21 protein-coding genes and 1 pseudogene are annotated in these 26,056 nt (G+C 53.3%); 14 read left to right on the top strand and 8 right to left on the bottom strand.

What is annotated here, in order from left to right:
* Positions 1-5: 5 nt before the first annotated feature.
* The 7 genes from yhdP to csrD all read right to left on the bottom strand — a co-directional run bounded on the left by yhdP (position 6) and on the right by csrD (position 10,734).
* The gene (yhdP, locus tag P0H77_RS02780; RefSeq protein ID WP_276163483.1) at positions 6-3,797 is read right to left on the bottom strand and encodes an AsmA2 domain-containing protein YhdP; all 3,792 of its coding nucleotides are present in this window, start codon (positions 3,795-3,797) and stop codon (positions 6-8) included.
* A 40-nt stretch (positions 3,798-3,837) separates the two neighbouring features.
* On the bottom strand, positions 3,838-5,307 hold the full coding sequence (gene rng, locus P0H77_RS02775; protein ID WP_276163482.1) for a ribonuclease G: 1,470 nt from the start codon (positions 5,305-5,307) through the stop codon (positions 3,838-3,840).
* Entirely contained in the window at positions 5,297-5,890 is a 594-nt protein-coding gene (locus P0H77_RS02770) for a nucleoside triphosphate pyrophosphatase (protein WP_276163481.1), read from the bottom strand. Before P0H77_RS02770 ends, rng begins: the two co-directional genes overlap by 11 nt.
* A 9-nt stretch (positions 5,891-5,899) precedes the next feature.
* Positions 5,900-6,388, bottom strand: coding sequence for a rod shape-determining protein MreD (gene mreD, locus P0H77_RS02765; protein ID WP_103675614.1), 489 nt, complete (start codon positions 6,386-6,388; stop codon positions 5,900-5,902).
* Positions 6,388-7,386, bottom strand: coding sequence for a rod shape-determining protein MreC (mreC, locus tag P0H77_RS02760; protein WP_276163480.1), 999 nt, complete (start codon positions 7,384-7,386; stop codon positions 6,388-6,390). Before mreC ends, mreD begins: the two co-directional genes overlap by 1 nt.
* A 69-nt stretch (positions 7,387-7,455) precedes the next feature.
* The gene (gene mreB / locus P0H77_RS02755; RefSeq protein ID WP_176920149.1) at positions 7,456-8,499 is read right to left on the bottom strand and encodes a rod shape-determining protein MreB; all 1,044 of its coding nucleotides are present in this window, start codon (positions 8,497-8,499) and stop codon (positions 7,456-7,458) included.
* 294 nt (positions 8,500-8,793) lie between these two features.
* Positions 8,794-10,734 carry an RNase E specificity factor CsrD gene (gene csrD / locus P0H77_RS02750; RefSeq protein ID WP_276163479.1) on the bottom strand — a complete coding sequence of 647 codons (1,941 nt, stop codon included), beginning with the start codon at positions 10,732-10,734 and terminating at the stop codon, positions 8,794-8,796.
* A 221-nt stretch (positions 10,735-10,955) separates the two neighbouring features.
* Between csrD and P0H77_RS02745 the strand changes: the two genes are divergently transcribed.
* The 13 genes and pseudogenes from P0H77_RS02745 to P0H77_RS02685 all read left to right on the top strand — a co-directional run bounded on the left by P0H77_RS02745 (position 10,956) and on the right by P0H77_RS02685 (position 23,866).
* Positions 10,956-11,930: an MDR family oxidoreductase gene (locus tag P0H77_RS02745; protein ID WP_276163478.1), complete on the top strand. Its 975-nt coding sequence runs from the start codon at positions 10,956-10,958 to the stop codon at positions 11,928-11,930.
* A 122-nt stretch (positions 11,931-12,052) separates the two neighbouring features.
* Positions 12,053-13,057: a protein-methionine-sulfoxide reductase catalytic subunit MsrP gene (gene msrP / locus P0H77_RS02740; protein ID WP_194208059.1), complete on the top strand. Its 1,005-nt coding sequence runs from the start codon at positions 12,053-12,055 to the stop codon at positions 13,055-13,057.
* Positions 13,058-13,657: a protein-methionine-sulfoxide reductase heme-binding subunit MsrQ gene (gene msrQ, locus P0H77_RS02735; protein ID WP_276163477.1), complete on the top strand. Its 600-nt coding sequence runs from the start codon at positions 13,058-13,060 to the stop codon at positions 13,655-13,657. It begins immediately after the preceding gene.
* A gap of 414 nt (positions 13,658-14,071) precedes the next feature.
* Entirely contained in the window at positions 14,072-14,542 is a 471-nt protein-coding gene (gene accB, locus P0H77_RS02730) for an acetyl-CoA carboxylase biotin carboxyl carrier protein (protein WP_176920153.1), read from the top strand.
* A gap of 10 nt (positions 14,543-14,552) precedes the next feature.
* Positions 14,553-15,902: an acetyl-CoA carboxylase biotin carboxylase subunit gene (accC, locus tag P0H77_RS02725; protein ID WP_176920154.1), complete on the top strand. Its 1,350-nt coding sequence runs from the start codon at positions 14,553-14,555 to the stop codon at positions 15,900-15,902.
* A gap of 284 nt (positions 15,903-16,186) precedes the next feature.
* Positions 16,187-16,429, top strand: coding sequence for a YhdT family protein (locus P0H77_RS02720; protein ID WP_276163476.1), 243 nt, complete (start codon positions 16,187-16,189; stop codon positions 16,427-16,429).
* Positions 16,419-17,870 carry a sodium/pantothenate symporter gene (panF, locus tag P0H77_RS02715; protein ID WP_276163475.1) on the top strand — a complete coding sequence of 484 codons (1,452 nt, stop codon included), beginning with the start codon at positions 16,419-16,421 and terminating at the stop codon, positions 17,868-17,870. The genes P0H77_RS02720 and panF overlap by 11 nt, the downstream gene beginning before the upstream one ends.
* 11 nt (positions 17,871-17,881) lie before the next feature.
* Positions 17,882-18,763, top strand: coding sequence for a 50S ribosomal protein L11 methyltransferase (prmA, locus tag P0H77_RS02710; RefSeq protein ID WP_276163474.1), 882 nt, complete (start codon positions 17,882-17,884; stop codon positions 18,761-18,763).
* 155 nt (positions 18,764-18,918) lie between these two features.
* Positions 18,919-19,659 (top strand): carbonic anhydrase family protein, encoded by a 741-nt coding sequence (locus P0H77_RS02705; RefSeq protein ID WP_276163473.1) that lies wholly within the window; start codon positions 18,919-18,921, stop codon positions 19,657-19,659.
* Between the two features lie 365 nt (positions 19,660-20,024).
* Positions 20,025-21,033 (top strand): annotated as a pseudogene (gene dusB / locus P0H77_RS02700) (tRNA dihydrouridine synthase DusB).
* Positions 21,015-21,311 carry a DNA-binding transcriptional regulator Fis gene (gene fis / locus P0H77_RS02695; protein WP_000462905.1) on the top strand — a complete coding sequence of 99 codons (297 nt, stop codon included), beginning with the start codon at positions 21,015-21,017 and terminating at the stop codon, positions 21,309-21,311. Before dusB ends, fis begins: the two are co-directional and overlap by 19 nt.
* A 186-nt stretch (positions 21,312-21,497) precedes the next feature.
* Positions 21,498-21,659 (top strand): DUF2556 family protein, encoded by a 162-nt coding sequence (locus P0H77_RS02690; RefSeq protein WP_276163468.1) that lies wholly within the window; start codon positions 21,498-21,500, stop codon positions 21,657-21,659.
* Positions 21,660-21,805: 146 nt separating this feature from the next.
* Positions 21,806-23,866, top strand: a complete 2,061-nt coding sequence (locus P0H77_RS02685) for a bifunctional diguanylate cyclase/phosphodiesterase (RefSeq protein ID WP_276165031.1) — start codon at positions 21,806-21,808, stop codon at positions 23,864-23,866.
* 17 nt (positions 23,867-23,883) lie between these two features.
* Here P0H77_RS02685 and envR read toward each other — a convergent pair whose 3' ends face one another.
* A complete protein-coding gene (gene envR / locus P0H77_RS02680) occupies positions 23,884-24,534 on the bottom strand; it encodes an acrEF/envCD operon transcriptional regulator (RefSeq protein ID WP_276163467.1) in 651 nt (216 codons plus the stop codon).
* Positions 24,535-24,898: 364 nt separating this feature from the next.
* On the opposite strand from envR, the gene P0H77_RS02675 reads away from it, so the two are divergent.
* A complete protein-coding gene (locus P0H77_RS02675; RefSeq protein WP_276163466.1) occupies positions 24,899-26,047 on the top strand; it encodes an efflux RND transporter periplasmic adaptor subunit in 1,149 nt (382 codons plus the stop codon).
* The last annotated feature ends 9 nt before the right edge of the window (positions 26,048-26,056 follow it).

Below are 26,056 nucleotides of genomic sequence, written 5' to 3'. Positions count from 1 at the left end.
TCAAATCATTGCTTTTTACTGTTGCGCGTTTGACGCAGCACTTCGTTGATTTGCGGCTTATCTATCGGACCGGTAATGCGATAGCGCAAAATGGAGACTTTGTTCCATAGTGGCCCCAGCACTTTACTGGCAGCAAAGACGGCTGCACCGACAATCGGGTTAACGGCAAATGCAGCGGCAACGCCGACGGTGGCGGAGATCTCCGGGGCGACCACCGCTTCCATATCCAGCTCGCGGCGCACCAGGTTAACCGAGCCTTTCATCGCAATATCGGCTTCCAGGCCGTCAACCAGCGTGTCGTCGGTATGCAACGTGCCGTCTTTGATCCAGGCGGTACTGTGGATGGAGTCAAACCAGAAACCTTCGCTGAATGTGTCGCTAAAATCAAAGCGCAGCTTACGCAGCAGCGCATCGACGCTGATTAAGCGCAGCAACTGCCCGGCATGGCCGGTGCTGATATCGGTAAATTCCCCTTTGCCCAACCGCGTATGAAGCACGCCGTTTAACGTAGAAACATCCGGCTGCCACGGTGCGTCACGCCAGTGTAAATCGTAATCGACATGGAATGAGGAGTCGCGAATGGGCGTGGCAACACCAAAGAATCCCAGCGTCGCATCCAGCTTGCGGCCGTTAATTTTTCCTTTCAGCGATGTACGCTCGTTGCCCTGACCGTTAACCCATACGCCGTCGGCGGTCAGACGACCAAAGCCCGTATCAATCAGGCCATTCGCCAGCGTCAGCGTGTCACCTTTAATCGTGAAATCGCCGTCGATTCGACCGTATTTTTGCCCCCAGAACCAGCATTCTGCACAGCGTAACTGCACATCAGGCCAGCCGCTAAAATTGACTTTACTGGTGCTGAACGGCGCACTGGATGTTGCATTACTGGTCGCTTTTGCGCTCGGGTTAAAATAGAGATAGCGGATCGCAGCCAGCCACGGGGCGTTATCACGCATGGTCAGCGTGGCATTAATTTCCCGGCCCTGGGCATCGACTTGCGTTCCGCCCGCGATCGGCTGTGAGACGAGGCTGAGATTATTCCACTGCTGCCCTCCGAGGGCCAGCGCTGGCGTACGTAGCGTAATATGCTGCGGGAAACGCGCCGCGCCGCTGACATTATCGGCGGCTCCTTTCTGGAACAACGCCAGCCATTCGGCGCCATCCATCGGCGGTAGATTGAGTTCAACCCCCTGCTGCGGCGGTAACGGCGGCACCGTACGACTGTCGGTAGTGAGAATGGCGCGATCCAGCGTCAGTTTCTTATCGAGTAACCAGCGGCTGTTGAAGTGGCTTTCTGCCCCGACGCTACCGGTCAGATCGAAATGATTGAGGTCGCCTTTCGCATTTACGGTGACTGGCAGAGGCGTTCCCGCTGATTTACCTGCTGGCGCAGGTAAGCGACTGCTTACATTTTTCAAATCACCGGTTAGCGCAACGTTATACTGGGTCCCGCCGCGATAAGGCAACTCGATGCCTACTTTTCCCTGCCACGGAATAGTGCCGCTCAGCGTATCGTTAAGCTGTTTCGGCAGGATGCCGGTGCGCGCAGGCTGCCAGTTAGCCTCCATATTGACCGCGACCTGATACGCTTTTTCGCCTTCCGTGGTGGAGAAATTCACATTGAGCGGCTGATTAAACCAGTTTGCCTGCATTGGTTCACTTTGCAGATTACCGTTCACAAACCGAAAAGCGCCGCTGAGGTTTTTCAACGTCGAATCCAGCGGTTTGATATACAGGCTATTGTTTTTCAGCACCACATTGCCTTCGGCGGTCACCTGCTCACCGTCCAGTGGAATATCAAGATGTAAGCGAGCATTCACATCGCCATCAAGCTGGAGCTGTTGCAGCGTTGCGCCCAGCGAGTCATCCAACGGCGTTTTTTCAAAGTAAGGACCGACTTCTTTTCCCGGACCGTTCAGATCGGCGTCAATCAACAGTTTTTCTTTAACGTAGTCGGGGATAACAGCACGAACGTTTCGCGCATTCACGCCGCCAAGCTGTGCGGTATCCGCTTTCATCCACAGGCCATCGTTAATGAAGTCGAGATCGATATCTTGTTTAGTTAGCGCGGGCCAGTCTGGCTGGAAGGCAAAGGTGGCGTTACGTACCGGGACAAAAATCTCGAACTGCCCTTCATTATGCTTATAGGGGAACAGTCGCGGGTTGCCGCCATAGACTATGGTTGCGTTTTCAGCCTGGCCTCCCTGAATGGCGCTGCTGAGATAATTCACCAGCGTTTTGCCCATCAGGTTCTGCGGGAAATAGCGCCACGCCTGAGATGCATCGGTGGCATTCGCCCCTGCGAGGATACCCAGCCAGGGCTGCTCGCCCTTCGGTTGCAGGTAGCGGAAGTTCCCTGCGCCGCGAACCCCTTTCGCCTGAACATCAATATTACGTCCATCAAGCATGAAACCGTGCTCATTCTTGATCCAGTTAAGCGTCGCAACCCCTTTTTCGATTTCCAGCGGCTCGCGGAAAACCAGATCGTAAGGCATTTTCGCTTCGGTCATAGAGGCCGTCAGCGAGGCATTATCCACGCTGCCAGCCAGTTGACCGGAGAAGTGTTCGGCACCGGGCAGCATTTTCCACTGCTTCCAGTTCAGATTTTGCCAGGAAGCAGTGAAGCGAGTTTTGTCCGTTGCCTTCAACGGAATGTCCAGCGCAAGCGCGTCAATCTGCCCCGCCGGTTGGGTCGCCCGCCAGATCTCCCCAAGTTTGGGTGAAATCTTTCCGGCAATGGGAAGCAAACCGTCGAGACCGCTCAGTTCCAGATGGCTGGCGCGAACGCGGAACTCATCGCTCTGAACACGATCGCTGCCTCCCACGTCCTGCTCCGGGATCCATGCCAGCGCCAGCGCGCCGCGCGGCCAGGGCTTGTCATCAATCGTGATGCGGGTATCAGGGATGCGAAACTCCCATCCGGCCTTACCGCCTGAAACGTGGGCCGTCAGGTTATCAACGGAAAGATGATGCGTTTTGTCATCGCCCTTCCAGCTTGCGCCACCTTTTTTCAGCCAGACGTCGCCGCCCGAAACTTCGCCTTTGGTCAGATCGACCCAGCCTTCAAGGCTAAACTCTGCGGTTTCAAACGCAACGTTGTCCTGCATCCAGCGTCCCAGCCACGGCTTAACGTCAATGTCATCCGCCTGCACCCAGACTTTACCGTCGTTCAGCAGGCCGTTATCGTCACGCAAGTCCATGCGGACTTTCATCACCCCGTGCTGTCCGGTGAGGCTGGACAAGCTGACTTCACCTTCCGCGCGGTGGCGGTTGCGGCCATTAAGCCAGGTGAGCTGGGGGATCGCCAGTTCCGCACGCTGTCCGGAAAGCGTCAGAAAGCTGATATGGCTATTGCGTAAGTCGAAATGGTCAAACTGGCGCAGAAAAAGATCGCTGATGCGATCGGTTTTGATACCTTCCCCGCTGTTTTGCAATAAAGGTGTGTTGGTCGTGAACTGGAGCTGCCAGAACGTAAGATCGCGAAATTGCCAGCGCATATGCAGCAGGCTTTGCCAAATGTCAAGCGCCAGCGTAACCCGCTTTACCGACACCTGACCGCCATCTTTGAGTTGGGCGCTGATGTCGCGCACGTCCAGCGTGGGGCCAAAGTTTTCCCAGCGCGCGCGGATTTGACTGGCATCAACCGGAACGCCGGTAGTGGATTCTATTTTCGCCAGCAGCGCCGGGCGCCACTTGTCCAGATGTGGCAGAACAAGGCGCAAGCCGCTCACTGCCAGGGCAACGATGACAGCAAGCGTAGCACCTGTAAGCAGTAAAATCCCCGGCAATCGCCTCACGCCTTTCTCCTTGTCCGCCGCCTTACGGCAGACTGTTGTATTACATCATGACCACATCAAACTGCTCCTGATTATAGAGCGGTTCAATCTGGACTTTGACCTGCTTACCGACGAAGATTTCCACTTCCGCCAGCGCGTGAGACTCTTCACCTTTAAGGGTTTCTGCCACCGCAGGAGAAGCGTAGACCAAAAAACGGTCGGAGTCGTAGGCATGATGCACGCGCACGATTTCACGCATGATTTCATAGCACACGCTCTCAACGGTTTTCACCGTCCCGCGACCGTGGCAGGTCGGGCATTCATTGCACAGGACGTGCTCGACGCTTTCGCGCGTACGCTTGCGGGTCATCTCCACCAGACCGAGCTGCGAGAAACCGTTAATGCTGGTTTTCACCCGATCTTTGCTCAGCGCCTGTTCAAGAGAATGAAGCACCCGGCGGCGGTGGTCATCGTTACTCATATCGATAAAGTCGATGATAATGATACCGCCAAGGTTGCGCAGCCGGAGCTGGCGCGCAATCGCCTGCGTGGCTTCGATGTTGGTGTTGAAAATGGTGTCGTCGAGATTACGATGGCCGACAAACGCACCGGTATTGATATCCACGGTGGTCATCGCTTCGGTTTGATCGATAATCAAATAGCCGCCGGATTTCAGCTCAACTTTACGCTCCAGCGCCCGCTGAATTTCATTCTCAACGTCAAAAAGATCGAAAATCGGCTGACGCCCGCTGTAATGTTCCAGCTTGCTGGTCATTTCAGGAATGTACTCGGCGGTAAACTCCAGCAGCGCTTCAAAGGTTAAACGGGAATCCACACGGATGCGATCAAGATGCGCATCGGCGAAATCACGCAGTACGCGCTGCGCCAGCGCCAGTTCGCCGTACAGCTGATAGCGGGTCTGATGGCGTTTTTTACGCTCCATGACTTTAGTCCAGACGCGCTTCAGGTAGGCGGCGTCCGCGGCGAGATCCTCGTTACACACGCCTTCCGCCGCGGTACGGATAATAAATCCACCCTGATCGTCACAATAGTCAGCAACGATTCTTTTCAGACGGTCGCGTTCGGCTTCGCTCTCAATGCGCTGTGACACGCCGACGTGAGAGGCTCCCGGCATAAACACCAGATAGCGGGAAGGGAGGGTGATATCCGTGGTCAGACGCGCGCCTTTAGTGCCCAGCGGATCTTTGACCACCTGCACCATTAAATCCTGCCCCTGGCGCACCAGCTCCGAGATATCGCGGACGATAAACTGTTTTTGCTCTTCACCGGCCACGCATTCGGTATGCGGCATGATATCGGAAGCATGAAGGAACGCGGCTTTGTCGAGGCCAATATCTACAAATGCCGCCTGCATACCGGGAAGGACACGACTCACGCGACCTTTGTAGATATTGCCTACAATCCCACGTCGGGCTTCGCGCTCAATGTGGATTTCCTGGAGAATACCGCCGTCAATATACGCCACACGCGTTTCCGATGGCGTTACGTTTACCAACAATTCAGCCGTCATGTTTATCCCTTTGCTCACGCAGTGAGTTAAAGTTACTCAGCAACTCATACGTTTCCACCAGCGGTAAGCCGACTACGGCGTGATAGCTGCCATTTATCTTCCTGACGAAACAGCCACCCAGCCCCTGAATACCGTATGCACCTGCTTTATCCCGAGGTTCACCGCTGGCAACGTAGCCCGCGATATCCTCTTCTGAGAGTACCCTGAAGGTCACCTCTGTCGCTACAAGACTTTCAAGCACCGAATGGCGATCCGCCAGCGCAACAGCGGTCAATACCCGGTGCGTCTGTCCGGAAAGCCGACGCAGCATCGCGGCGGCATGTGCGTCATCACGCGGTTTTTCCAGCACCTCACCGTGCAGAACAACGATGGTATCTGCGCCCAACACGGGTTTGTCGATGGTCGTCATCGCGACGCCCGCCTGGGCTTTTTCCCGCGCCAGACGCACGACATAATGCGCTGCGCTTTCATCTGACCGACGCTGTTCCTCAATGCCTGGGACGATGCGCTCGAACGACACGCCCAGTTGAGTCAGCAGCTCCTGACGACGCGGGGAACCGGAAGCAAGATAAAGCACTGTCATGAGAGACCTTTATTGCACCGCAAATTGCTGGCGGATTTTGCGCATCAGCAGGAACAGCCAGGGCCAGAGTACGCCGTTTACGACACTACTCCAGAACACTTCAGGCCGGAAAGAGACATTGATCACTAAAAACTCGGCCCAGAACACAATGATATCGGTAGCCAGCGAAAGTAGCATCACTACCAGCGCCTGTTGCCAGAGCGCCAGGTTGCGGAAAAGCTGGTATTTCAAGGCCACCAGATAAGCAATGATGCTTAACGCCAGCGCGCGGACGCCCAGCGTCGAACCGCTGATGAGATCCAGTATGGCACCCATTAACAAACCAGTGCCCACATTAACGCGGTGCGGCAGCGCCAGCGCCCAGTACAGCAGGATCAGCAGTACCCAGTTTGGCCGGAAAACAATGATGTTATCCGGCCAGGGCATGATCTGTAGCAGAAGTGCGACCAGGAAAGAGAGCCAGATAACCCATCGCCCCTGACTACGATAACTCGCCACTACTGCCCTCCTGAAGAGGACGGCTGCGGTGCAGGCGTAATGCCCGTCGCTGGCGCAGGTACGGGTGCGGGGGGGCCCATCGCATCGGGGGCGGGAAGGACCTGAGGCATCATCTGCATCAAACGCTCGTTAGCCACGCGATGCACATCTTCCGGTGTCATTGGATTGGTGCCGTCACGATCCGCTCCCCACAGCAGCAGCAAATAGCGCAGACGCTGCAAGCCAGCGGTAGGCCGTGCCTGAATCACCGTATAAGCACGCTGCGTGTCGAGCTTCACAGATGACACCACGCCAACCGGATAACCTTCCGGGAAACGACCGCCAAGGCCGGACGTCACCAGCACGTCGCCGACGCGAATATCGGTATTCGCAGGCAGATGTTCAAGCTGAAGATCGTCGGTACAACCGTTGCCGGCCGCAATGACACGGATGTCATTACGCAGCACCTGGATCGGCAGCGCATGGGTGGCATCACAAATGAGCAGTACGCGGCTGGTCAGCTTCGCGACGGCGATGACCTGCCCGACCACGCCTTTATCACTGATCACCGGCTGGCCTTCGTAAACGCCGTTGGCGCTTCCTTTGTCGATCACCACCTGATCGCTGTAGGGATCGTTGACCGTTGAGATCACCTGAGTGACCATTTTTTGTTCATCCTGACGCAGCGGGGAACCCAGCAGCTCGCGCAACCGCGCGTTCTCCTGTTTATACTGCCCCAGCATCAGCAGGTCGCTATTTTTCAACAGCAGTTCCTGACGCAGCGCCCGGTTTTCAAGTTCGAGTTGATCGCGCGAGGCCAGCGTTTGCGACACGCTGTCGAGTAATTCGCGGGGACCATTTGAGATAAAGTAGAAAGGACTGACGGCAGTATCCATGTACGTTCGAATCTGGCTGAACGTACCAAGGCGGCTATCGGCGATAATGACGCCGAGCGCCACCAGCACCGCCAGAATAAGGCGAATCTGTAGCGACGGGCCACGGCTAAAAATGGGCTTCATAGGCTATGCGTATTCTCGCGTCAGTTCAGGAGGGGGCGGCAGATAATGTCACCCCACGCCTGAAGCCGACTACTCTTCGCTAAACAAGTCGCCGCCGTGTATGTCGATCATTTCCAGCGCCTTACCGCCACCGCGTGCCACGCAGGTCAGCGGCTCTTCAGCAACAACAACTGGAATACCGGTTTCTTCCATTAACAGGCGATCGAGGTTACGCAGCAACGCGCCGCCGCCGGTCAGAACCATACCGCGCTCGGAGATATCGGACGCCAGTTCAGGCGGACACTGCTCAAGCGCGACCATTACCGCGCTTACGATGCCGGTCAGCGGTTCCTGTAATGCTTCGAGGATTTCGTTAGAGTTCAGGGTAAAGCCACGTGGGACGCCCTCGGCCAGGTTACGACCGCGAACTTCGATTTCGCGGACTTCGTCACCCGGATAGGCAGAGCCAATTTCGTGCTTAATACGTTCTGCGGTCGCTTCACCAATCAGCGAGCCGTAATTACGGCGTACGTAATTAATGATGGCTTCATCGAAACGGTCACCGCCAATACGCACGGAAGAGGAGTAAACCACGCCGTTCAGGGAGATAACCGCGACTTCGGTTGTACCGCCGCCGATGTCCACTACCATAGAACCGGTGGCTTCAGAGACCGGCAGGCCAGCACCGATTGCCGCAGCCATCGGTTCTTCAATCAGGAACACTTCGCGGGCGCCTGCGCCCTGCGCGGATTCACGGATTGCGCGACGCTCAACCTGGGTCGCGCCTACCGGTACACAGACCAGCACGCGCGGGCTTGGACGCATAAAGCTGTTGCTGTGCACCTGCTTAATAAAGTGCTGGAGCATTTTTTCGGTCACGAAGAAGTCGGCAATAACACCGTCTTTCATCGGGCGGATCGCCGCGATGTTACCCGGCGTACGGCCCAGCATTTGCTTCGCGTCATGACCGACAGCGGCGACGCTTTTCGGTGAGCCGGCACGATCCTGACGAATGGCCACAACAGAAGGCTCATTCAATACGATGCCTTGTCCTTTTACATAAATAAGGGTATTCGCGGTACCCAGGTCAATGGACAGGTCATTGGAAAACATGCCACGAAATTTTTTCAACATACTAAGGGATAATCCTGAAAGCTGGGGCGGAGTACAAAATCCGCTTACTTTACCAACCACACGCAGCAGCGACAAGGCGCAAAAATCATCTGCTACGGTGAAAATTAGTGCAGTTCGTCACCTTTGTTACAAACTGATGCCTGACTCCTTCAGATTTAAAATCATCAGCAGCGCTCCCTGCTTTCATTTGCAACCTGCAAAAGGTCGTTAACTGCGTGATCCTGGCGGGCAGACAAGCACACCCCCAAAGATGCAGCGCGCGTTATTCTACGTGAAAACATAGTAAACGGCAGGTCAAACCGAATATCTTTGCGAATATTTTTTTAGATTAGAGTCAAGTGGCTGGGAGGCGGCAAAAAAATCGCCCTGCCCACCGGCTACACCACACTTAGCCAAAATTAGCCATTCGCTTTTTGTCCTAATTCCGCAGGCAAAAACCTGCGTCGAGGTTCCTTTACAGGCCTCAACCAGACTCTGTACCAGCAACTGATTTTCACTTCGTTTTTCAAAATTGCGTACCAGGCCGGGATGTAATTTGATCAAAGCAACGTCCAACTGCTTGATCCAACTGGTACTCACCATCGTTAATCCCGCCTGCGTGACCGCAATCCTTACCCCCAGCGCGTTAATTAAACGAACGACCGGTTGTAAGCGGCTGATATGTTGACAGACATCCGCCTCCGCAAGTTCAAAAATAATGCGTTTTCGATACGATTTTTCGCATTGCATTAATGTATCCCGCAGCCAGCGCTGGAATCGCGGACGGATCAGCGCTTCCACGGACACCGGCATGGCCAGATTTTCCTGCGGCCAGAAGCCCAGAAAAGCCAGCATGCGAGAAATTTGTAAGCGGTCGTATTCTTCGGCCAGGCCAAATTGCAGGACAAACGGCATATATTCCGCGGCCAGCAGTTCCTCATTACCGTCAAAAATACGACACAGTAATTCCCGGTGATGAACGTGACCATCCGCCAGTACGGCTGGCTTCTGATAAAAACGCGGGCCGCCGCGGCTGAGCACCTGCTCAATAAGCGTACGCCAGCGAACGTTGCCACGCCCTTTTTCAGGCAGTGAATCATCATAAACCAGCCAGCTATTTCCGCCCTGCAACACCGCATTACGCGCCGCGGTTTCCGCATGCCCCATCACCTGTTCCGTGGTTTGCCCGCTGCGCCAGGCACAAATACCGATGTGCATGGTGTCTTCCTGGTCGAATATTTTGGACGCCGGCAGCGCGTCCACGGTTTTCAATAATTGCGAGGCGATACCCTCCGCCTCTTTTAACGTGCGGTGCGGCAACAGAACGGCAAAATCGCTACGGTGATAGCGGGCCAGCAGCGCGCCGGGATAGCGCATAATAAAGGTGGAGATGAGGTTAATTAAGGTAAAAGTATGCTCCTGGGCCGTGGCCCGTCCCCAGTTATCCGATAACAGGTCGAAATCTGGCAGACGAATCAGCATAACAATACCGTGCGTGCCAGTTTTCTCCTGATCTTCGAGCAGCGTCGCCAGCTGATTATCAAAAAACAGGCGGTTATTAAGCCCCGTTTTCGTGTCCTGCGCGGCATAGGAGCGGATAAGCGTATCCATTCGACTGCGCTGTTCGCTGGCAAAATGAATTTCAGAAAGCAGCATGTCCAGCGCGCTGCTGGCTCGGGCGGGCCATTCATAGACCGTGCCGCGTACGCCGTGCCCCCGCTCGCCGTTAAGGATCCTGGTGGCGCGCATTTCCAGCAGCTCGCCTCCTGCCAGCTGACGGCGCAGCCAGCGGATAGCAAGAAAGATCACCAGCACCATAAAGCCAATCGCCAGAGTTAACGGGGCGGTTGTCATCAGGGAGTGAAAGTAATTGGCCATCGGGTCCTGATAGATCAAGTGGATCGTCATACCAGGATGCTTCAATGAAGAGACGGTCTGCTCACGATAAAGGCTGCTGCTGCCCAGTAACCGATAGCTTCCGGTGCGGGCATGGCTATAAAGCACGTCTTTGCCGTGGAAAAAATCAATGCGCACGATATCGGCAGGCACCATAAGTTCATCCATCTGGATGCCCAGTTGCTTAAAAGAGCGCGTGACCAGCCGGGTATCAAGGATCGTGGCAACGGCGCGCACGCGCCCATCAACTTTGCTGTGAATGGCGTTATAAAAACTGAGCGAACACCCTATTAAGGTGACCAGGATGGTTAACCCAATCAGCAAGGTGATAAAAGCGGAAAACTTCGTCGTTAAACGCATCCCTGAGTTAACTCCGTTGTGTGATGTACAGCCCGGTTAATGTAAGGTCCCTCAGCCAGCAGCATTTACCTTAAAGTAAGCACTAACTCGCAAATGAAGTGTGAATACTATCAAACCTGAGGGATCTGGCAATTTATTGCGTAAAGTCGGCATCGTATTTTGATTAACGAGTATAGTCTGCTAAGTAGTATTTCTAATCATTGGGCAAGCGAGGGCGCATTATGCAGGCTTTACTCTTAGAACAGCAGGAAGGAAAAACGCTCGCGTCGGTACAAGATATCGATGACAACCAGCTACCGGAAGGCAACGTCACCGTAGATATTCAGTGGTCCAGCCTGAACTACAAAGATGCACTGGCCATCACGGGTAAAGGCAAAATTATCCGCCAGTTTCCGATGGTGCCAGGCATCGACTTCGCCGGCATCGTTCACGCCAGCGAAGATCCCCGCTTTCATACGGGTCAGCAAGTGCTGCTAACCGGCTGGGGCGTGGGGGAAAACCACTGGGGCGGTCTGGCTGAACGCGCTCGCGTGAAGGGCGACTGGCTGGTGGCACTCCCGGAAGGTCTCAACAACCGTAAGGCAATGATTATCGGCACCGCTGGCTTTACCGCGATGCTCTGCGTGATGGCGCTGGAAGAAGCGGGGATCCGTCCACACAGCGGCGAAATTCTGGTCACCGGTGCCAGCGGCGGCGTCGGAAGCACTGCGGTAGCGCTGCTGCACAAGCTGGGGTATCAGGTGGTGGCCGTTTCCGGTCGCGAAAGCACGCATGACTATCTGCGTAATCTCGGTGCCAGCCGCATTTTAGGGCGCGATGAATTTGCCGAAACGCGTCCACTGGAAAAACAGCTTTGGGCTGGCGCGATTGATACCGTGGGCGATAAGGTGCTGGCGAAAGTGCTGGCGCAGATGAACTACGGCGGCTGCGTCGCGGCCTGCGGTCTGGCAGGCGGCTTTGCGCTGCCAACAACCGTGATGCCGTTTATTCTGCGTAACGTGCGTTTGCAGGGCGTGGATTCAGTCATGGCTCCCGCCGCACGACGCGCCGAAGCGTGGCGTCGTCTGGCGCAGGATTTACCGGAAACGTTCTATACGCAAGCGACCACGGAAATCACCCTTGATGACGTGCCGAAGCTGGCTGAAGACATCATTAATAACCAGGCGCAGGGGCGGACGCTGGTTAAAGTAAAATAACCGGATGCGCGCAGAAATTTACATTTAATTAACCAATTTTCTCGCGCGGTGACAGACTCCCTGCCATGATTGAAGGTGCGCCGCTGCCGTTCTGCTGATGGCGTACTCGCCGGGAGTCCGTTATGAAGAAAGTACGTCGCTTTACTGAAGCCGATGTCACCGCCGAATCGGCTTTTTTTATGCAGCGCCGCCAGGTTCTGCAGGCGCTGGGCATCAGCGCTGCCACCCTTAGCGTGCCTTCGATGGCGCGAGCCGATCTGCTGGACTGGTTTAAAGGCCACGATCGTCCCCCGGCACCGTCCGGTAAGCCGCTGGATTTTACGCGTCCCGCTGAGTGGCAAAGTAAACTTCCTCTCACGCCAGAAGATAAAGTCACGGGCTATAACAACTTCTATGAATTCGGGCTGGATAAAGCCGATCCTGCCGCCAATGCGGGCAGTCTGAAAACCGATCCCTGGACGCTGAAGATTGATGGCGAGGTAGCTAAGCCCCTCACCCTCGATCATGACGATCTGACGAAACGTTTCCCGCTGGAGGAGCGCATTTACCGGATGCGTTGCGTAGAAGCCTGGTCAATGGTAGTGCCGTGGATCGGATTTCCGCTGCATAAACTGCTGGCCCTGGTCGAGCCCACCAGCGACGCGAAGTATGTGGCGTTCAAAACCATCTATTCGCCGGAGCAAATGCCGGGACAGAAGGATCGGTTTATCGGCGGCGGTCTGAAGTATCCCTATGTTGAAGGATTACGGCTGGATGAAGCGATGCACCCTTTAACCATGTTAACGACCGGCGTGTACGGCAAAGCGCTGCCGCCGCAAAACGGTGCGCCAGTCCGTCTTACCGTGCCATGGAAATACGGTTTCAAAGGGATCAAATCGATAGTCAGTATTACGCTCACGCGTGAACGTCCGCCGACAACGTGGAATCTTTCGGCACCGGATGAGTATGGTTTTTACGCCAACGTGAACCCCCACGTCGATCATCCACGCTGGTCACAGGCGACAGAACGCTTTATCGGTTCCGGTGGCGTACTTGACGTAAAACGCCAGCCGACCCTGCTGTTTAACGGCTATGCCGATCAGGTGGCATCGCTCTATAAAGGTTTAGATCTGCGGGAGAGTTTCTAGGTGCGATTGACGGCAAAACAGATCGTCTGGCTGAAGGTGGTGCTGCATCTGGCCGCCTTTTTGCCGCTGGTATGGCTGTTCTGGGCAGCGTCGCAGGGTTATTTTAGCGCCGACCCGGCCAAGGATATTCAGCATTTTACCGGTAGGATGGCTCTGAAATTACTGCTGGCGACCTTGCTCGTTACGCCACTGACACGATACGCTAAACAGCCATTATTGATACGCACGCGTCGCCTTTTAGGCTTATGGTGCTTTGCCTGGGCCACGCTGCATTTAACCAGCTATACGCTGCTGGAACTGGGTATCAATAATCTGTCGCTGCTGGGACAAGAGCTGGTGACCCGTCCTTATCTTACGCTGGGCGGGATAAGCTGGCTTATCTTGCTGGCGCTGGCGGTAACCTCTCCTCAGATAATGCAGAGAAAATTAGGCCGTCGCTGGCAAAAGTTGCATAACTGCATTTATCTTGTGGCGATCCTTGCGCCGATACATTACCTCTGGTCAGTGAAGATTTTGTCGCCGCAGCCGCTAATTTATGCGGCGCTGGCGCTGCTACTTTTAGCGTGGCGTTACAAAAAGTTCCGTCAATGGCTGCGGTAGTGTTGAAAGTGTGCAGTTTCCCACAGAACGTCCCTCTGTTACGTCTCTCAGAGCGAACACGGTTGATTATCTTCTCTGATAAGACCAGTATTTAGCTGCGAAATGCTACGAACTCGTTATAATGTGCGACTTCAATTTTCCTGAACGGGGATTTATCTTCCCGAAAAGGTGACAATTGCGCATTGAAGGTATATTTTGTTTTTTGCCGGACAATAGCCGACGATGACGACACAATAGCTGGCTACTCAGTTATTTTCCATGTGAATGGTTGATAGCAGAACTGCCCGGTAACCGGGGTGGCAACGAGGGGTTTTGCGCCTCATTGACCGTAAGAAACCGGTTATTTTTATGCTTTACAGACGGCGATAACAAGCCTGTCACAATCACACTAAACAAAGAGTACGGAACCCACTCATGGATATTCGTAAGATTAAAAAACTGATCGAGCTGGTTGAAGAATCAGGCATCTCCGAACTGGAAATTTCTGAAGGCGAAGAGTCAGTACGCATCAGTCGTGCTGCGCCGAACGCTGGTTTTCCAGTGATGCAACAGGCGTATGCTGCGCCCGTTATGCAGCAGCCAGCTTTATCTAACGCTGTAGCTCCAGCGGCGGCACCTTCCATGGAAGCGCCAGCAGCGGCAGAAATCAGTGGTCACATCGTACGTTCCCCGATGGTCGGTACGTTCTACCGCACCCCAAGCCCGGACGCTAAAGCGTTCATCGAAGTGGGCCAAAAAGTAAATGTGGGCGACACCCTGTGCATCGTTGAAGCAATGAAAATGATGAACCAGATCGAAGCCGACAAAGCGGGCGTGGTGAAAGCTATTCTGCTCGAAACAGGGCAACCGGTAGAATTTGACGAGCCGCTGGTCGTCATCGAGTAACGAGGCGAACATGCTGGATAAAATTGTCATCGCTAACCGTGGCGAGATCGCACTGCGTATTCTTCGTGCCTGCAAAGAGCTGGGCATCAAGACCGTCGCGGTACACTCCACTGCGGATCGCGATTTAAAACACGTATTGCTGGCGGATGAGACCGTTTGTATCGGCCCTGCTCCGTCTGTGAAAAGCTATCTGAACATCCCGGCTATCATCAGCGCCGCTGAAATCACCGGCGCGGTGGCAATCCATCCGGGTTACGGCTTCCTCTCTGAGAACGCCAACTTTGCCGAGCAGGTTGAACGCTCTGGCTTTATCTTCATCGGGCCGAAAGCCGAGACAATTCGCCTGATGGGCGACAAAGTGTCCGCGATCACCGCGATGAAGAAAGCTGGTGTGCCGACCGTTCCGGGTTCTGACGGCCCGCTGGGCGACGATATGGATCTTAACCGCGCCCATGCTAAACGCATTGGCTACCCGGTGATTATCAAAGCGTCTGGCGGCGGCGGCGGTCGCGGTATGCGCGTTGTGCGCAGCGACGCTGAACTGGCACAGTCCATCTCCATGACCAAAGCTGAAGCCAAAGCGGCATTCAGCAACGACATGGTGTACATGGAAAAATACCTGGAGAACCCACGCCACATCGAAATTCAGGTGCTGGCTGACGGTCAGGGTAACGCTATCTATCTGGCAGAACGCGACTGCTCTATGCAGCGCCGTCACCAGAAAGTCGTTGAAGAAGCGCCAGCGCCGGGCATCACGCCGGAACTGCGTCGCTATATCGGCGAGCGTTGCTCGAAAGCGTGCGTGGATATCGGCTATCGCGGCGCGGGTACGTTTGAGTTCCTGTTCGAAAACGGTGAGTTCTACTTCATTGAGATGAACACCCGTATTCAGGTTGAACATCCGGTGACCGAAATGATCACCGGCGTTGACCTGATCAAAGAACAGTTACGCATCGCTGCGGGCCAGCCGCTGTCGATCAAGCAGGATGAAGTCCAGGTCAGAGGCCATGCGGTTGAATGCCGTATCAACGCCGAAGATCCGAACACCTTCCTGCCGAGCCCGGGTAAAATTACCCGCTTCCACGCGCCAGGCGGTTTTGGCGTGCGCTGGGAGTCTCATATTTACGCCGGTTATACTGTACCGCCGTATTATGACTCAATGATCGGTAAGCTGATTTGTTACGGTGAAACTCGTGACATCGCTATTTCCCGCATGAAAAATGCGTTGCAGGAGCTGATCATCGACGGCATTAAAACCAACGTTGATCTGCAAACGCGCATCATGAACGACGAGCACTTCCAGAATGGTGGAACCAACATTCACTATCTGGAGAAAAAACTCGGCTTACAGGAAAAGTAATGGATGAGCGTTGGCGCGGTTCGCCGCGCCTGACAATGATCTGATTAACGCCAGGCTTTTAATTAAAGCCTGGCGTTTTTATTTGATGGGGGCACGCTGCATCTGATCGCCCTCGACTGGCATGATGGAAACTGGTCTGCCAATATGAATGTCGCCCTCCATTTGAATATTTAACCTCCGCTTTCCGCTCTATCCTCGCCGGATAGAGCGGAAAATCTTTGGGTAATACCCTCTCTATCCGTACAATCACAGCAGAATAACGACATTCCTGACTCTGGAAAGCTATGAATAAACGTTTTGCTCAGGCTCATAAAGAGGCGCGCTGGGCGCTGTGGTTAACGCTTCTTTACCTTGCCGCATGGTTGGTGGGCGCTTACTTACCCAGTTCGACACAGGGGATAACCGGTCTGCCGCACTGGTTTGAGATGGCCTGTTTGCTGATCCCACTGATCTTTATTGTGCTGTGCTGGGCGATGGTAAAATTTATCTATCGCGATATTTCGCTGGAGGATGACGATGCAGCCTGAAGTGATCCTGCCGCTTATCGCGTATCTACTGATCGTGTTTGGCGTGTCGGTTTATGCCATGCGTAAACGGGCAACGGGCAATTTTTTAAACGAGTATTTCCTCGGCAGCCGCTCAATGGGCGGCGTGGTGCTGGCGATGACGCTGACGGCGACGTATATCAGCGCCAGCTCGTTTATCGGTGGCCCCGGCGCGGCGTATAAATACGGGCTGGGCTGGGTACTGCTGGCGATGATTCAGCTCCCTGCTATCTGGCTCTCGCTCGGTATTCTCGGTAAAAAATTCGCTATCCTTGCCCGTCGTTATAATGCCGTAACGCTGAACGATATGCTTTTTGCCCGTTACCGTAGCCGTCTGCTGGTCTGGCTGGCAAGCCTGAGTCTGCTGGTCGCGTTTGTCGGCGCGATGACGGTACAGTTTATCGGCGGCGCGCGTTTGCTGGAGACGGCGGCGGGCATACCCTATGAAACCGGCCTGCTGATCTTCGGGGTTAGCATCGCGCTCTATACCGCTTTCGGCGGATTTCGCGCCAGCGTGCTCAACGATACCTTACAGGGTATGGTTATGCTGATCGGCACCATTGTGTTGCTGGTAGGCGTGGTACATGCGGCTGGCGGCCTGGGCCATGCGGTTGAAACGCTGAAAACTATCGATCCGAAACTGGTTTCCCCTCAGGGCGCGGAGGATATTCTCTCGCCGACTTTTATGACCTCTTTCTGGGTGCTGGTATGTTTTGGCGTAATCGGCCTGCCGCACACCGCCGTGCGCTGTATCTCCTATAAAGACAGTAAAGCCGTTCATCGCGGGATCGTTATTGGCACTATCGTCGTGGCGATTTTGATGTTCGGCATGCACCTTGCCGGCGCGCTGGGTCGCGCGGTGATCCCCAACCTGACGGTGCCGGATCTGGTGATTCCGACGTTAATGGTCAACGTCCTGCCACCGTTTGCCGCCGGGATTTTCCTCGCCGCACCCATGGCAGCAATTATGTCGACCATTAACGCCCAGTTGCTGCAAAGTTCTGCGACTATCATTAAAGATCTGTATCTGAATTTGCGTCCGGAACAGTTGCAAAACGAACGTCGGCTTAAACGTATGTCGGCGGTGATCACGTTAATTCTGGGCGCGTTGCTGCTACTTGCCGCATGGCGTCCGCCTGAGATGATCATCTGGCTGAACCTGCTGGCTTTCGGCGGGCTGGAAGCTGTTTTCCTGTGGCCGCTGGTGCTGGGGCTGTACTGGGAGCGCGCCAATGCCGCAGGCGCGCTAAGCGCGATGATAGTTGGCGGGGTGCTTTATGCTGCACTCGCTTCCTTTAATATTCAGTATCTGGGCTTTCATCCGATCGTCCCTTCATTACTGTTAAGTTTGCTGGCGTTTGTAGTAGGTAACCGTTTCGGTCATCCTGTACCGCAAGCAGCCGTCATTTCTCCTGATAAATAAAGAGTTTTGCCATGCCGTGGATCCAACTGAAACTAAATACAACCGGCGCGAATGCCGAAGAACTGAGCGATGCGCTGATGGAAGCCGGTGCGGTTTCCATTACCTTCCAGGACACGCATGACACGCCAGTATTTGAACCGCTGCCGGGTGAAACACGTCTGTGGGGCGATACCGATGTTATCGGTCTGTTTGATGCGGAAACCGATATGAAAGAGGTGGTTGCCGCGCTGGAACTGCATCCACTGTTGGGTGCCGGTTTTATCCATAAAATCGAGCAGCTGGAAGATAAAGACTGGGAGCGTGAATGGATGGATAACTTCCACCCGATGCGCTTCGGCGAGCGCCTGTGGATCTGCCCGAGCTGGCGCGAGGTGCCCGACGAAAACGCCGTCAACGTGATGCTCGATCCGGGTCTGGCGTTTGGTACCGGCACGCATCCCACGACTTCACTTTGTTTACAGTGGCTGGACGGGCTGGATCTCAGCGGTAAAACAGTGATCGATTTTGGTTGCGGCTCCGGCATTCTGGCCATTGCGGCGCTAAAACTGGGCGCGGCAAAGGCCATCGGTATTGATATCGATCCGCAGGCTATCCAGGCCAGCCGCGCTAACGCCGAGCGTAACGGTGTTTCTGAGCGCCTTGAGCTCTATTTGCCGCAGGATCAACCGGAAAACATGAAGGCTGATGTTGTGGTTGCTAACATTCTTGCTGGTCCGCTGCGTGAGCTTGCGCCGCTGATCGGCGTGCTTCCGGTACAGGGCGGGCTACTGGGATTGTCAGGCATTCTGGCAAGCCAGGCGGATAGCGTGTGCGAAGCATATACCGATCTCTTCGTACTTGATCCGGTGGTTGAGAAAGAGGAATGGTGCCGGATCACCGGACGTAAACAGTAACCGCTAAAATCACAACGTGGCCATCGGTCACGTTGTCCCCTCAGCGTTTATCACCATATAACATTTTTTATCATTAACCCTGTTTTTTAACAGGGTATAATCCCTTGCTAATCATTTGATTTTATAATCAATATTTATCAGGGAAATGATAAACCATGAAACGTTCACTATGTTCTGTCGCTATTTTACTGTCGTTCTTCCTGCCCGGCCTGGCAATGGCTTCCCACTGGGGTTATGAAGGCGAAGGCTCTCCTGAACACTGGAGTGAAGTCAGCGCTGAAAATCAGCTTTGTCAAAAAGGGATGAACCAGTCCCCTGTTGATATCGACACAACCTATATAGCCCACATCACTCCGCTAAAAACTAGCTACCCCGAAGGTCCGGTCAGTATTATCAATAACGGACATACCGTGCAGGCTAATTTCGCTAACGAAGCGAAAAACACCATAAAAATTGATGGCGTAGTTTATACGCTTCAGCAACTTCACTTTCATGCGCCCAGCGAAAACACGATCCACGGCAAGCGCTACCCGATGGAAATGCACCTGGTGCATAAAAATGCCAAAGGTGAAGTTGCCGTTGTGGCGGTGATGTTTGCCACCGGCAAAGCGAATAGCGATCTGGCAAAGCTGTGGAAAGGAATGCCTGACCAGGCCGACCAGCAGCAGCTTATAGAGAAAAAAATCGATATCAACGGGCTTCTGCCACAGGATAAAACATACTACCGCTTTAGTGGTTCGCTCACGACTCCGCCCTGTTCTGAAGGGGTAAGTTGGCTGGTGCTGAAAAAGCCTGTTACGCTGTCCGAAAAACAGTTAAAGCAATTTACGGATATTATGCATCATCCTAATAATCGTCCGACGCAACCATTACATGGTCGGGTCGTTATCGAATAACCCTCTCGGGTGGAGGTATCTTCCTCCACCCAACGCTAAGCGTAACCCTTCAGTATTGTTACTCAAAAATGAGAGACAGCTCGCATAAAACCACCGTATCTGACTATTTATTCAGCATGTTATGCGCTATTTTCCCCTTATATCACGAATAAATGTTACTGAAATTTAGGAAAACAGAAAAGAGCACAAATTAATCAGATTGATATAACTATATGATTATGAACAATTATTTTAAATACAGCCGCTGTATGAGCGGGTTTCATTGATCCAGGACAGAGGATTGGTCAAAGTTTGGCCTTTCATCTCGTGTAAAAAATGCGTAATATACGCCGCCTTGCAGTCATAGTGTGGTCATTTCTTAACTCATGCGTATCGGACACCACCAGCTCAGAAATTGCCTGATCGCAGCCCCGATGGCTGGCATTACCGACAGACCATTCAGGACGCTGTGTTATGAAATGGGAGCAGGATTAACCGTTTCCGAGATGATGTCCTCCAACCCGCAGGTTTGGGAGAGCGACAAGTCCCGTTTACGGATGGTGCATGTCGATGAGCCTGGAATTCGCACCGTGCAAATTGCCGGAAGCGATCCTGAAGAAATGGCCGGAGCCGCACGGATTAACGTGGAAAGTGGCGCTCAGATTATTGATATCAATATGGGCTGCCCGGCGAAGAAGGTGAATCGTAAGCTTGCAGGTTCAGCCCTGCTACAATATCCGGAGTTGGTGAAGTCTATCCTGCTCGGTGTTGTGAAGGCGGTGGACGTTCCTGTGACGCTGAAAATTCGTACCGGGTGGGCTCCAGAACACCGTAACTGCGTAGAAATTGCCCAACTGGCTGAAGACTGTGGCATTCAGGCTCTGACTATTCACGGACGCACACGCGCCTGCTTGTTTAACGGAGACGCTGAGTACGACAGTATTCGGACAGTTAAGCAGAAAGTTTCCATTCCGATCATCGCGAATGGTGACATTACTGACCCGCTCAAAGCCAGAGCTGTTCTCGACTATACAGGGGCTGATGCCCTGATGATAGGCCGCGCAGCTCAGGGAAGACCCTGGATCTTTCGGGAAATCCAGTACTATCTGGACACTGGGAAGTTGCTGCCCCCTCTGCCTCTGGCAGAGGTTAAGCGCTTACTTTGCACGCATGTTCGGGAACTGCATGACTTTTACGGCCAGGCAAAAGGGTACCGAATTGCGCGTAAACACGTCTCCTGGTATCTTCAGGAGCACGCGCCAGATGACCAGTTTCGGCGCACATTCAACGCCATAGATGATGCCAGCGAACAGCTGGAGGCGTTGGAGGCATACTTCGAAAATCTTGCGTAATAGAAATAAAGAGCTAACAGAACTATGTTCGAACAACGCGTAAATTCTGACGTACTGACCGTTTCTACCGTTAACTCTCAGGACCAGGTGACTCAAAAGCCCCTGCGTGACTCGGTTAAACAGGCACTGAAGAACTATTTTGCTCAACTGAACGGTCAGGATGTTAATGACCTCTACGAGCTGGTACTGGCTGAAGTAGAACAGCCCCTGTTGGACATGGTGATGCAATACACCCGTGGCAACCAGACCCGCGCTGCCCTGATGATGGGTATCAACCGTGGTACTCTGCGTAAAAAATTGAAAAAATACGGCATGAACTGATACTAATCAGTTAAGTGTTTGTTTTGAAAGGCGCTCTTCGGCATGGGGAAGCGCCTTTTTTATTGCCTTTTTTCGGCAAAAACGCTCTCCTCCCACGGCGTAAGTAAAGTCCTGCGCTTCTCCTTTCCCTTACCCTGTTTTCGTGTATATTGCCTGCACTTCACCCCCCGATCGCAGGATGACGCAATGGTTCGTAAATATGGATGGCTGATTGTGTTTGCCATTTTTATCTTTGTTTTCGATGCCTTGATCGTGCAGTGGATCGAATGGTTTATGACGGAAAACGTTAAATGCCGGAACATGAATTCCGTTAACCCGTTGAAATTGGTGAATTGCAGTGACATCTAGCGCCCATCGTCCTTGATCAAACGGTATTTTCCGCATAAAAAGCGCGGATTAAAATTCCTTTGCGCTATCTCAGGACAGTGATAATGTCTGTGCCCCTTCAAACAGGTATTGCCTGAACGTTCCACTGCGAATGAGTTTAAGACATGATGCCGGTTAACCACTACGACCAAATCCTCGTTGTTGTCTCTTTTATCGTTGCCATTCTGGCGTCTTACACCGCTCTGAATATGGCAGGGAGAGTGGCCGATACTGCCGGTAAAAGCGCTTACATCTGGCTGACAGGCGGCGGTTTCGCGATGGGAACCGGCATCTGGGCGATGCACTTTATTGGCATGCTGGCAATGGAGCTGGCCATGAGTCAGCGTTACGATCCTGTTCTGACGACTCTCTCGCTGGGTATTGCCATCAGTTCATCCCTTTTCGCCCTCTGGCTGGTCAGCGCCGAGCGGCTACGACTCCGCCGCCTGATCCCCGGCGCCCTGATTATGGGGACGGGCATCGTCACCATGCATTACACCGGTATGGCCGCCCTTCAGGTCTCAGAGCCTATCGTCTGGGATCTTTTCTGGGTGGGGGTTTCAATACTGATTGCCATGCTGGCCTCGCTGGTGGCGCTTTGGCTTACGTTCAGGCTTCGCCGCGAGGCCGCACAGGTTGCCGTTTTGCGTGCGGGTGCCGCGTTGCTGATGGGGGTTGCGATTGCGGGCATGCACTATACCGGCATGATGGCCGCGCATTTTTCTGCCCATACGCATACTCTTCACCAGGGCATGAATGGCAACTGGCTCGCCGTGCTGGTCAGCGTAATGGCGCTGGCTATTCTGGCCATTACGCTGATCGTTTCCATGCTCGATGCCCGCCTGCAGGCTCGCACCTCTTTGCTGGCCTCCTCGCTGGCGCAGGCCAATCGTGAACTGGCTGAAATGGCGCTCCACGATACGCTAACGCGGTTACCCAACCGCATTCTGCTGCAGGATCGTCTTGAACAGGCGATCCGTAAAGCAGATCGTGAAGCATCGTCGTTTGCGCTGATGTTCATGGACCTGGATGGCTTTAAGAATGTTAACGATGGCTACGGGCATGATATCGGCGACAAGCTGCTCATCGACGTCACCGCTCGTCTGCATACCATCCTGAACGGGCAATATACCCTGGCACGTATTGGCGGCGATGAGTTTGTTCTGCTTGCGGAGAGTAAAACACCGGAAGAAGCGGCTTCGCTGGCAAGCGCGCTGGTGAGCGTGGTCGATCGGCCATTCAATCTGGAACCGTACGAAATTATGGTGACACTTAGCGTAGGCATCACGCTCTATCCTTACGATGGCCAGAATGAGCGCGAATTAATGTTTAACGCAGATGCGGCGATGTATCACACCAAACATATGGGTCGTAATGGTTATCATTTTTTTCAGCCGTCAATGAATCAACTGGCACAGACGCAACTGCAACTGATGAATGATTTATGGCAGGCGATGGAGCGAAAAGAACTGCGGCTCTATTATCAGCCCAAATTTCAGGCTCCGGCGGGGCCGGTCATCGGTTTCGAGGCCTTACTCCGCTGGCAACATCCAAAACAGGGGCTGTTAACACCGGAAATTTTTCTGCCGCTGGCAGAAAAAACCGGTCTCATTGTGCCTGTTGGAAACTGGGTTATCGACGAAGCCTGCCGGCAATTGCGCGAGTGGCATTTACAGGGAAACACAGACTGGTCGGTCGCAGTAAATCTTTCGACGCTACAGTTTGAACAATCCTCGCTGGTGAAGACGGTAATGGATAGCCTTGAGCGCCATAAGGTTTCCCCGGAAATGCTGATACTGGAAGTGACAGAAACGACGGCCATGAGCAATCCGGATGAAAGTGTGCGCATACTTACCGCACTTACGCGGCTGGGCGTCAAAGCGTCAATTGATGATTTTGGTACTGGCTACTCCAGTCTGCTCTACCTTAAGCGACTACCGGCCTGCGAACTGAAGATTGATAAGGCGTTCGTTAATGAACTGAGCGGCGAAGGAGAAGATGTCACCATCGTTTCCGCGATTGTCGCGCTGGCGAAAACGCTGGATCTGAAAGTTGTCGCGGAAGGCGTGGAAACGGAAATGCAGCGGCAATTTTTGACAGCGTTGGGTTGCAATACGTTACAGGGCTATTTGCTCGGCAAACCTGTAACCGCAGACGCGGTCATGACATTTACCCACAGCCTGAAATAGTCGTGATCTTTACCTTTTTAGCAGGCGATGGCGTCCTCCATCACCGGGCAGGTGGATGTGGCTTTCACGGCCAGCATGATATTATCCACCAGCTCTGGCGCGTGGCGATAAAGGTCAAACTTCTCCGGTGCCATTAGCCAGTTTTTTATTACACCGCTAAAAAAACCATGCAACATAACTAATACAATATTGATGTTAATATCTGTCGGAAGCACACCCGCCGCTATCGATTCCTTTAACACCCGCCGTACATTTTCGTAACTAAAACCAATTTTCTTGCGAATTTCCTCTTCAGGCATCATGTCATCAATAAATTCGCATCGGTGATACAAAATTTGCATTAATGCGCGCAGACGGTTATCCGCTGCAATATATTGTAATGCGATAACAAACTGGTTACGTAAATGTATCAGCGGATTATCATGAATATCTTCTTTGGTTTGATGATAAATGATATCCCGCAACGGTGCCTGTTGTTCCCAGATAGCATTAAAGATGTCAATTTTACTGGTGAAGTGCCAGTAGACGGCACCGCGGGTGACGCCTGCGGCATCAGCAATGTCCGTCAGCGTGGTGTTTGCTACCCCATTACGGGCGAACTGCTCAATAGCAGACTCGATCAGCATCTGTCGGGTTTTGAGTGCTTCTGCTTTCGTTTTCCTCGCCATAGGATGTCGCCCTCAACACGACGAATACAATGACTACCGCATAATATTAATATTTACGTATTAATAAGCATTATTAACGACAAAGAGGAATATTTTTACACAAAAAAAAGCGCAATAAAAATAATCAACGGAAATACATTTTGTAATTATATTCATGTCGTGAATATAAAGCGGCGCCTCTGGCATTAAATTACTGGCGTAACCGCACGCATTTTTTGCCTTTATGTGCCGTGAGCATGCTCAATAAATAAGTATTCCTTACATCCAGCGATGATTATTTGTAGGATACCATCTGCTTTTTTATTAATCCTTTTCTTTCACCGATTTTCGGCGAATTCTGGTTTTCGGTTTTTGAGGAATAGCAATGACGATCCACGCCAGGACTACACTCCTTTCCGGTTTAATCATCTCTGCCGCTCTGCTTGCAGGGTGTGATGATGAAGGGAAACAACAGCCGCAGTTGCCGGCTCCGCAGGTCACAGTGCATGTTGTGAAAAGCGCTCCTTTGACAGTCACAACTGAACTGCCAGGCCGCACCTCCGCGTTTCGTATCGCCGAAGTCCGCCCGCAGGTGAACGGCATTATTCTGTCACGTAATTTTACGGAGGGCAGCGACATTGAGGCCGGGCAATCACTCTATCAGATCGATCCGGCGACATATCAGGCTGCCTGGGATAGCGCCAAAAGCGATCTCGCAAAAAGTGAAGCCGCCGCTAACATCGCGCATCTGACGGTTAAACGCTACGCGCCATTGTTGGGAACCAAATACATCAGCCAGCAGGAATACGATCAGGCAGTGGCGGATGCTCGCCAGGCTGACGCTGGCGTTCTGGCCGCAAAAGCGGCCGTCGAAACCGCGCGTATTAACCTGGCTTACACCAAAGTTACCTCGCCGATTAGCGGTCGCATCGGTAAATCCTTCGTAACCGAAGGCGCGCTGGTGACAAACGGTCAGGCCAATGCGCTGGCTACCGTGCAGCAGTTAGATCCTATCTACGTCGATGTAACACAATCAAGCAACGATTTTATGCGCCTTAAGCAGGCCAGCCTGCAGAAAGGTAATGAGGCCAGCAGCGTTGAACTGGTGATGGAGAATGGTCAGCCTTACGCCGAGAAAGGCACCCTTCAGTTCTCCGATGTGACGGTCGATGAAAACACCGGCTCCATTACGCTGCGTGCTATTTTCCCGAATCCTCAACACCAGCTGCTGCCGGGGATGTTTGTCCGTGCGCGTATTGATGAAGGTGTTCAGCCAGATGCCATCCTGGTGCCACAGCAGGGCGTAACCCGTACCCCACGCGGCGATGCCACGGTACTGGTGGTCAATAGCGAAAATAAAGTTGAGCTGCGTAACGTTACGGCTCCGCAGGCGATTGGCGATAAGTGGCTGATCAGCAGCGGTTTGAAAGAAGGTGACAAAGTCATTGTCAGCGGGCTACAAAAAGCCGCGCCGGGCGCTACCGTCAAGGCTGTGGCCGACGATGAACCTGCTGCGGTTAAACCAGCACAATAAGGCGACCGC

Source organism: Superficieibacter sp. HKU1 (genome assembly GCF_029319185.1).
Lineage (GTDB): Bacteria > Pseudomonadota > Gammaproteobacteria > Enterobacterales > Enterobacteriaceae > Superficieibacter.
Note: the sequence above shows the minus strand (reverse complement) of the source record. Positions and strands in the feature narration are given on the sequence as shown.

Coding starts and splice junctions, on each gene's coding strand:
- P0H77_RS02675 (WP_276163466.1), top strand. CDS start 24,899: ATGACGATCCACGCCAGGACTACACTCCTTTCCGGTTTAATCATCTCT.
- csrD (WP_276163479.1), bottom strand. CDS start 10,734: ATGCGTTTAACGACGAAGTTTTCCGCTTTTATCACCTTGCTGATTGGG.
- P0H77_RS02705 (WP_276163473.1), top strand. CDS start 18,919: ATGAAACGTTCACTATGTTCTGTCGCTATTTTACTGTCGTTCTTCCTG.
- P0H77_RS02690 (WP_276163468.1), top strand. CDS start 21,498: ATGGTTCGTAAATATGGATGGCTGATTGTGTTTGCCATTTTTATCTTT.
- rng (WP_276163482.1), bottom strand. CDS start 5,307: ATGACGGCTGAATTGTTGGTAAACGTAACGCCATCGGAAACGCGTGTG.
- P0H77_RS02720 (WP_276163476.1), top strand. CDS start 16,187: ATGAATAAACGTTTTGCTCAGGCTCATAAAGAGGCGCGCTGGGCGCTG.
- P0H77_RS02685 (WP_276165031.1), top strand. CDS start 21,806: ATGCCGGTTAACCACTACGACCAAATCCTCGTTGTTGTCTCTTTTATC.
- accC (WP_176920154.1), top strand. CDS start 14,553: ATGCTGGATAAAATTGTCATCGCTAACCGTGGCGAGATCGCACTGCGT.
- mreC (WP_276163480.1), bottom strand. CDS start 7,386: ATGAAGCCCATTTTTAGCCGTGGCCCGTCGCTACAGATTCGCCTTATT.
- panF (WP_276163475.1), top strand. CDS start 16,419: ATGCAGCCTGAAGTGATCCTGCCGCTTATCGCGTATCTACTGATCGTG.
- accB (WP_176920153.1), top strand. CDS start 14,072: ATGGATATTCGTAAGATTAAAAAACTGATCGAGCTGGTTGAAGAATCA.
- envR (WP_276163467.1), bottom strand. CDS start 24,534: ATGGCGAGGAAAACGAAAGCAGAAGCACTCAAAACCCGACAGATGCTG.
- P0H77_RS02745 (WP_276163478.1), top strand. CDS start 10,956: ATGCAGGCTTTACTCTTAGAACAGCAGGAAGGAAAAACGCTCGCGTCG.
- msrP (WP_194208059.1), top strand. CDS start 12,053: ATGAAGAAAGTACGTCGCTTTACTGAAGCCGATGTCACCGCCGAATCG.
- P0H77_RS02770 (WP_276163481.1), bottom strand. CDS start 5,890: ATGACAGTGCTTTATCTTGCTTCCGGTTCCCCGCGTCGTCAGGAGCTG.
- mreB (WP_176920149.1), bottom strand. CDS start 8,499: ATGTTGAAAAAATTTCGTGGCATGTTTTCCAATGACCTGTCCATTGAC.
- fis (WP_000462905.1), top strand. CDS start 21,015: ATGTTCGAACAACGCGTAAATTCTGACGTACTGACCGTTTCTACCGTT.
- prmA (WP_276163474.1), top strand. CDS start 17,882: ATGCCGTGGATCCAACTGAAACTAAATACAACCGGCGCGAATGCCGAA.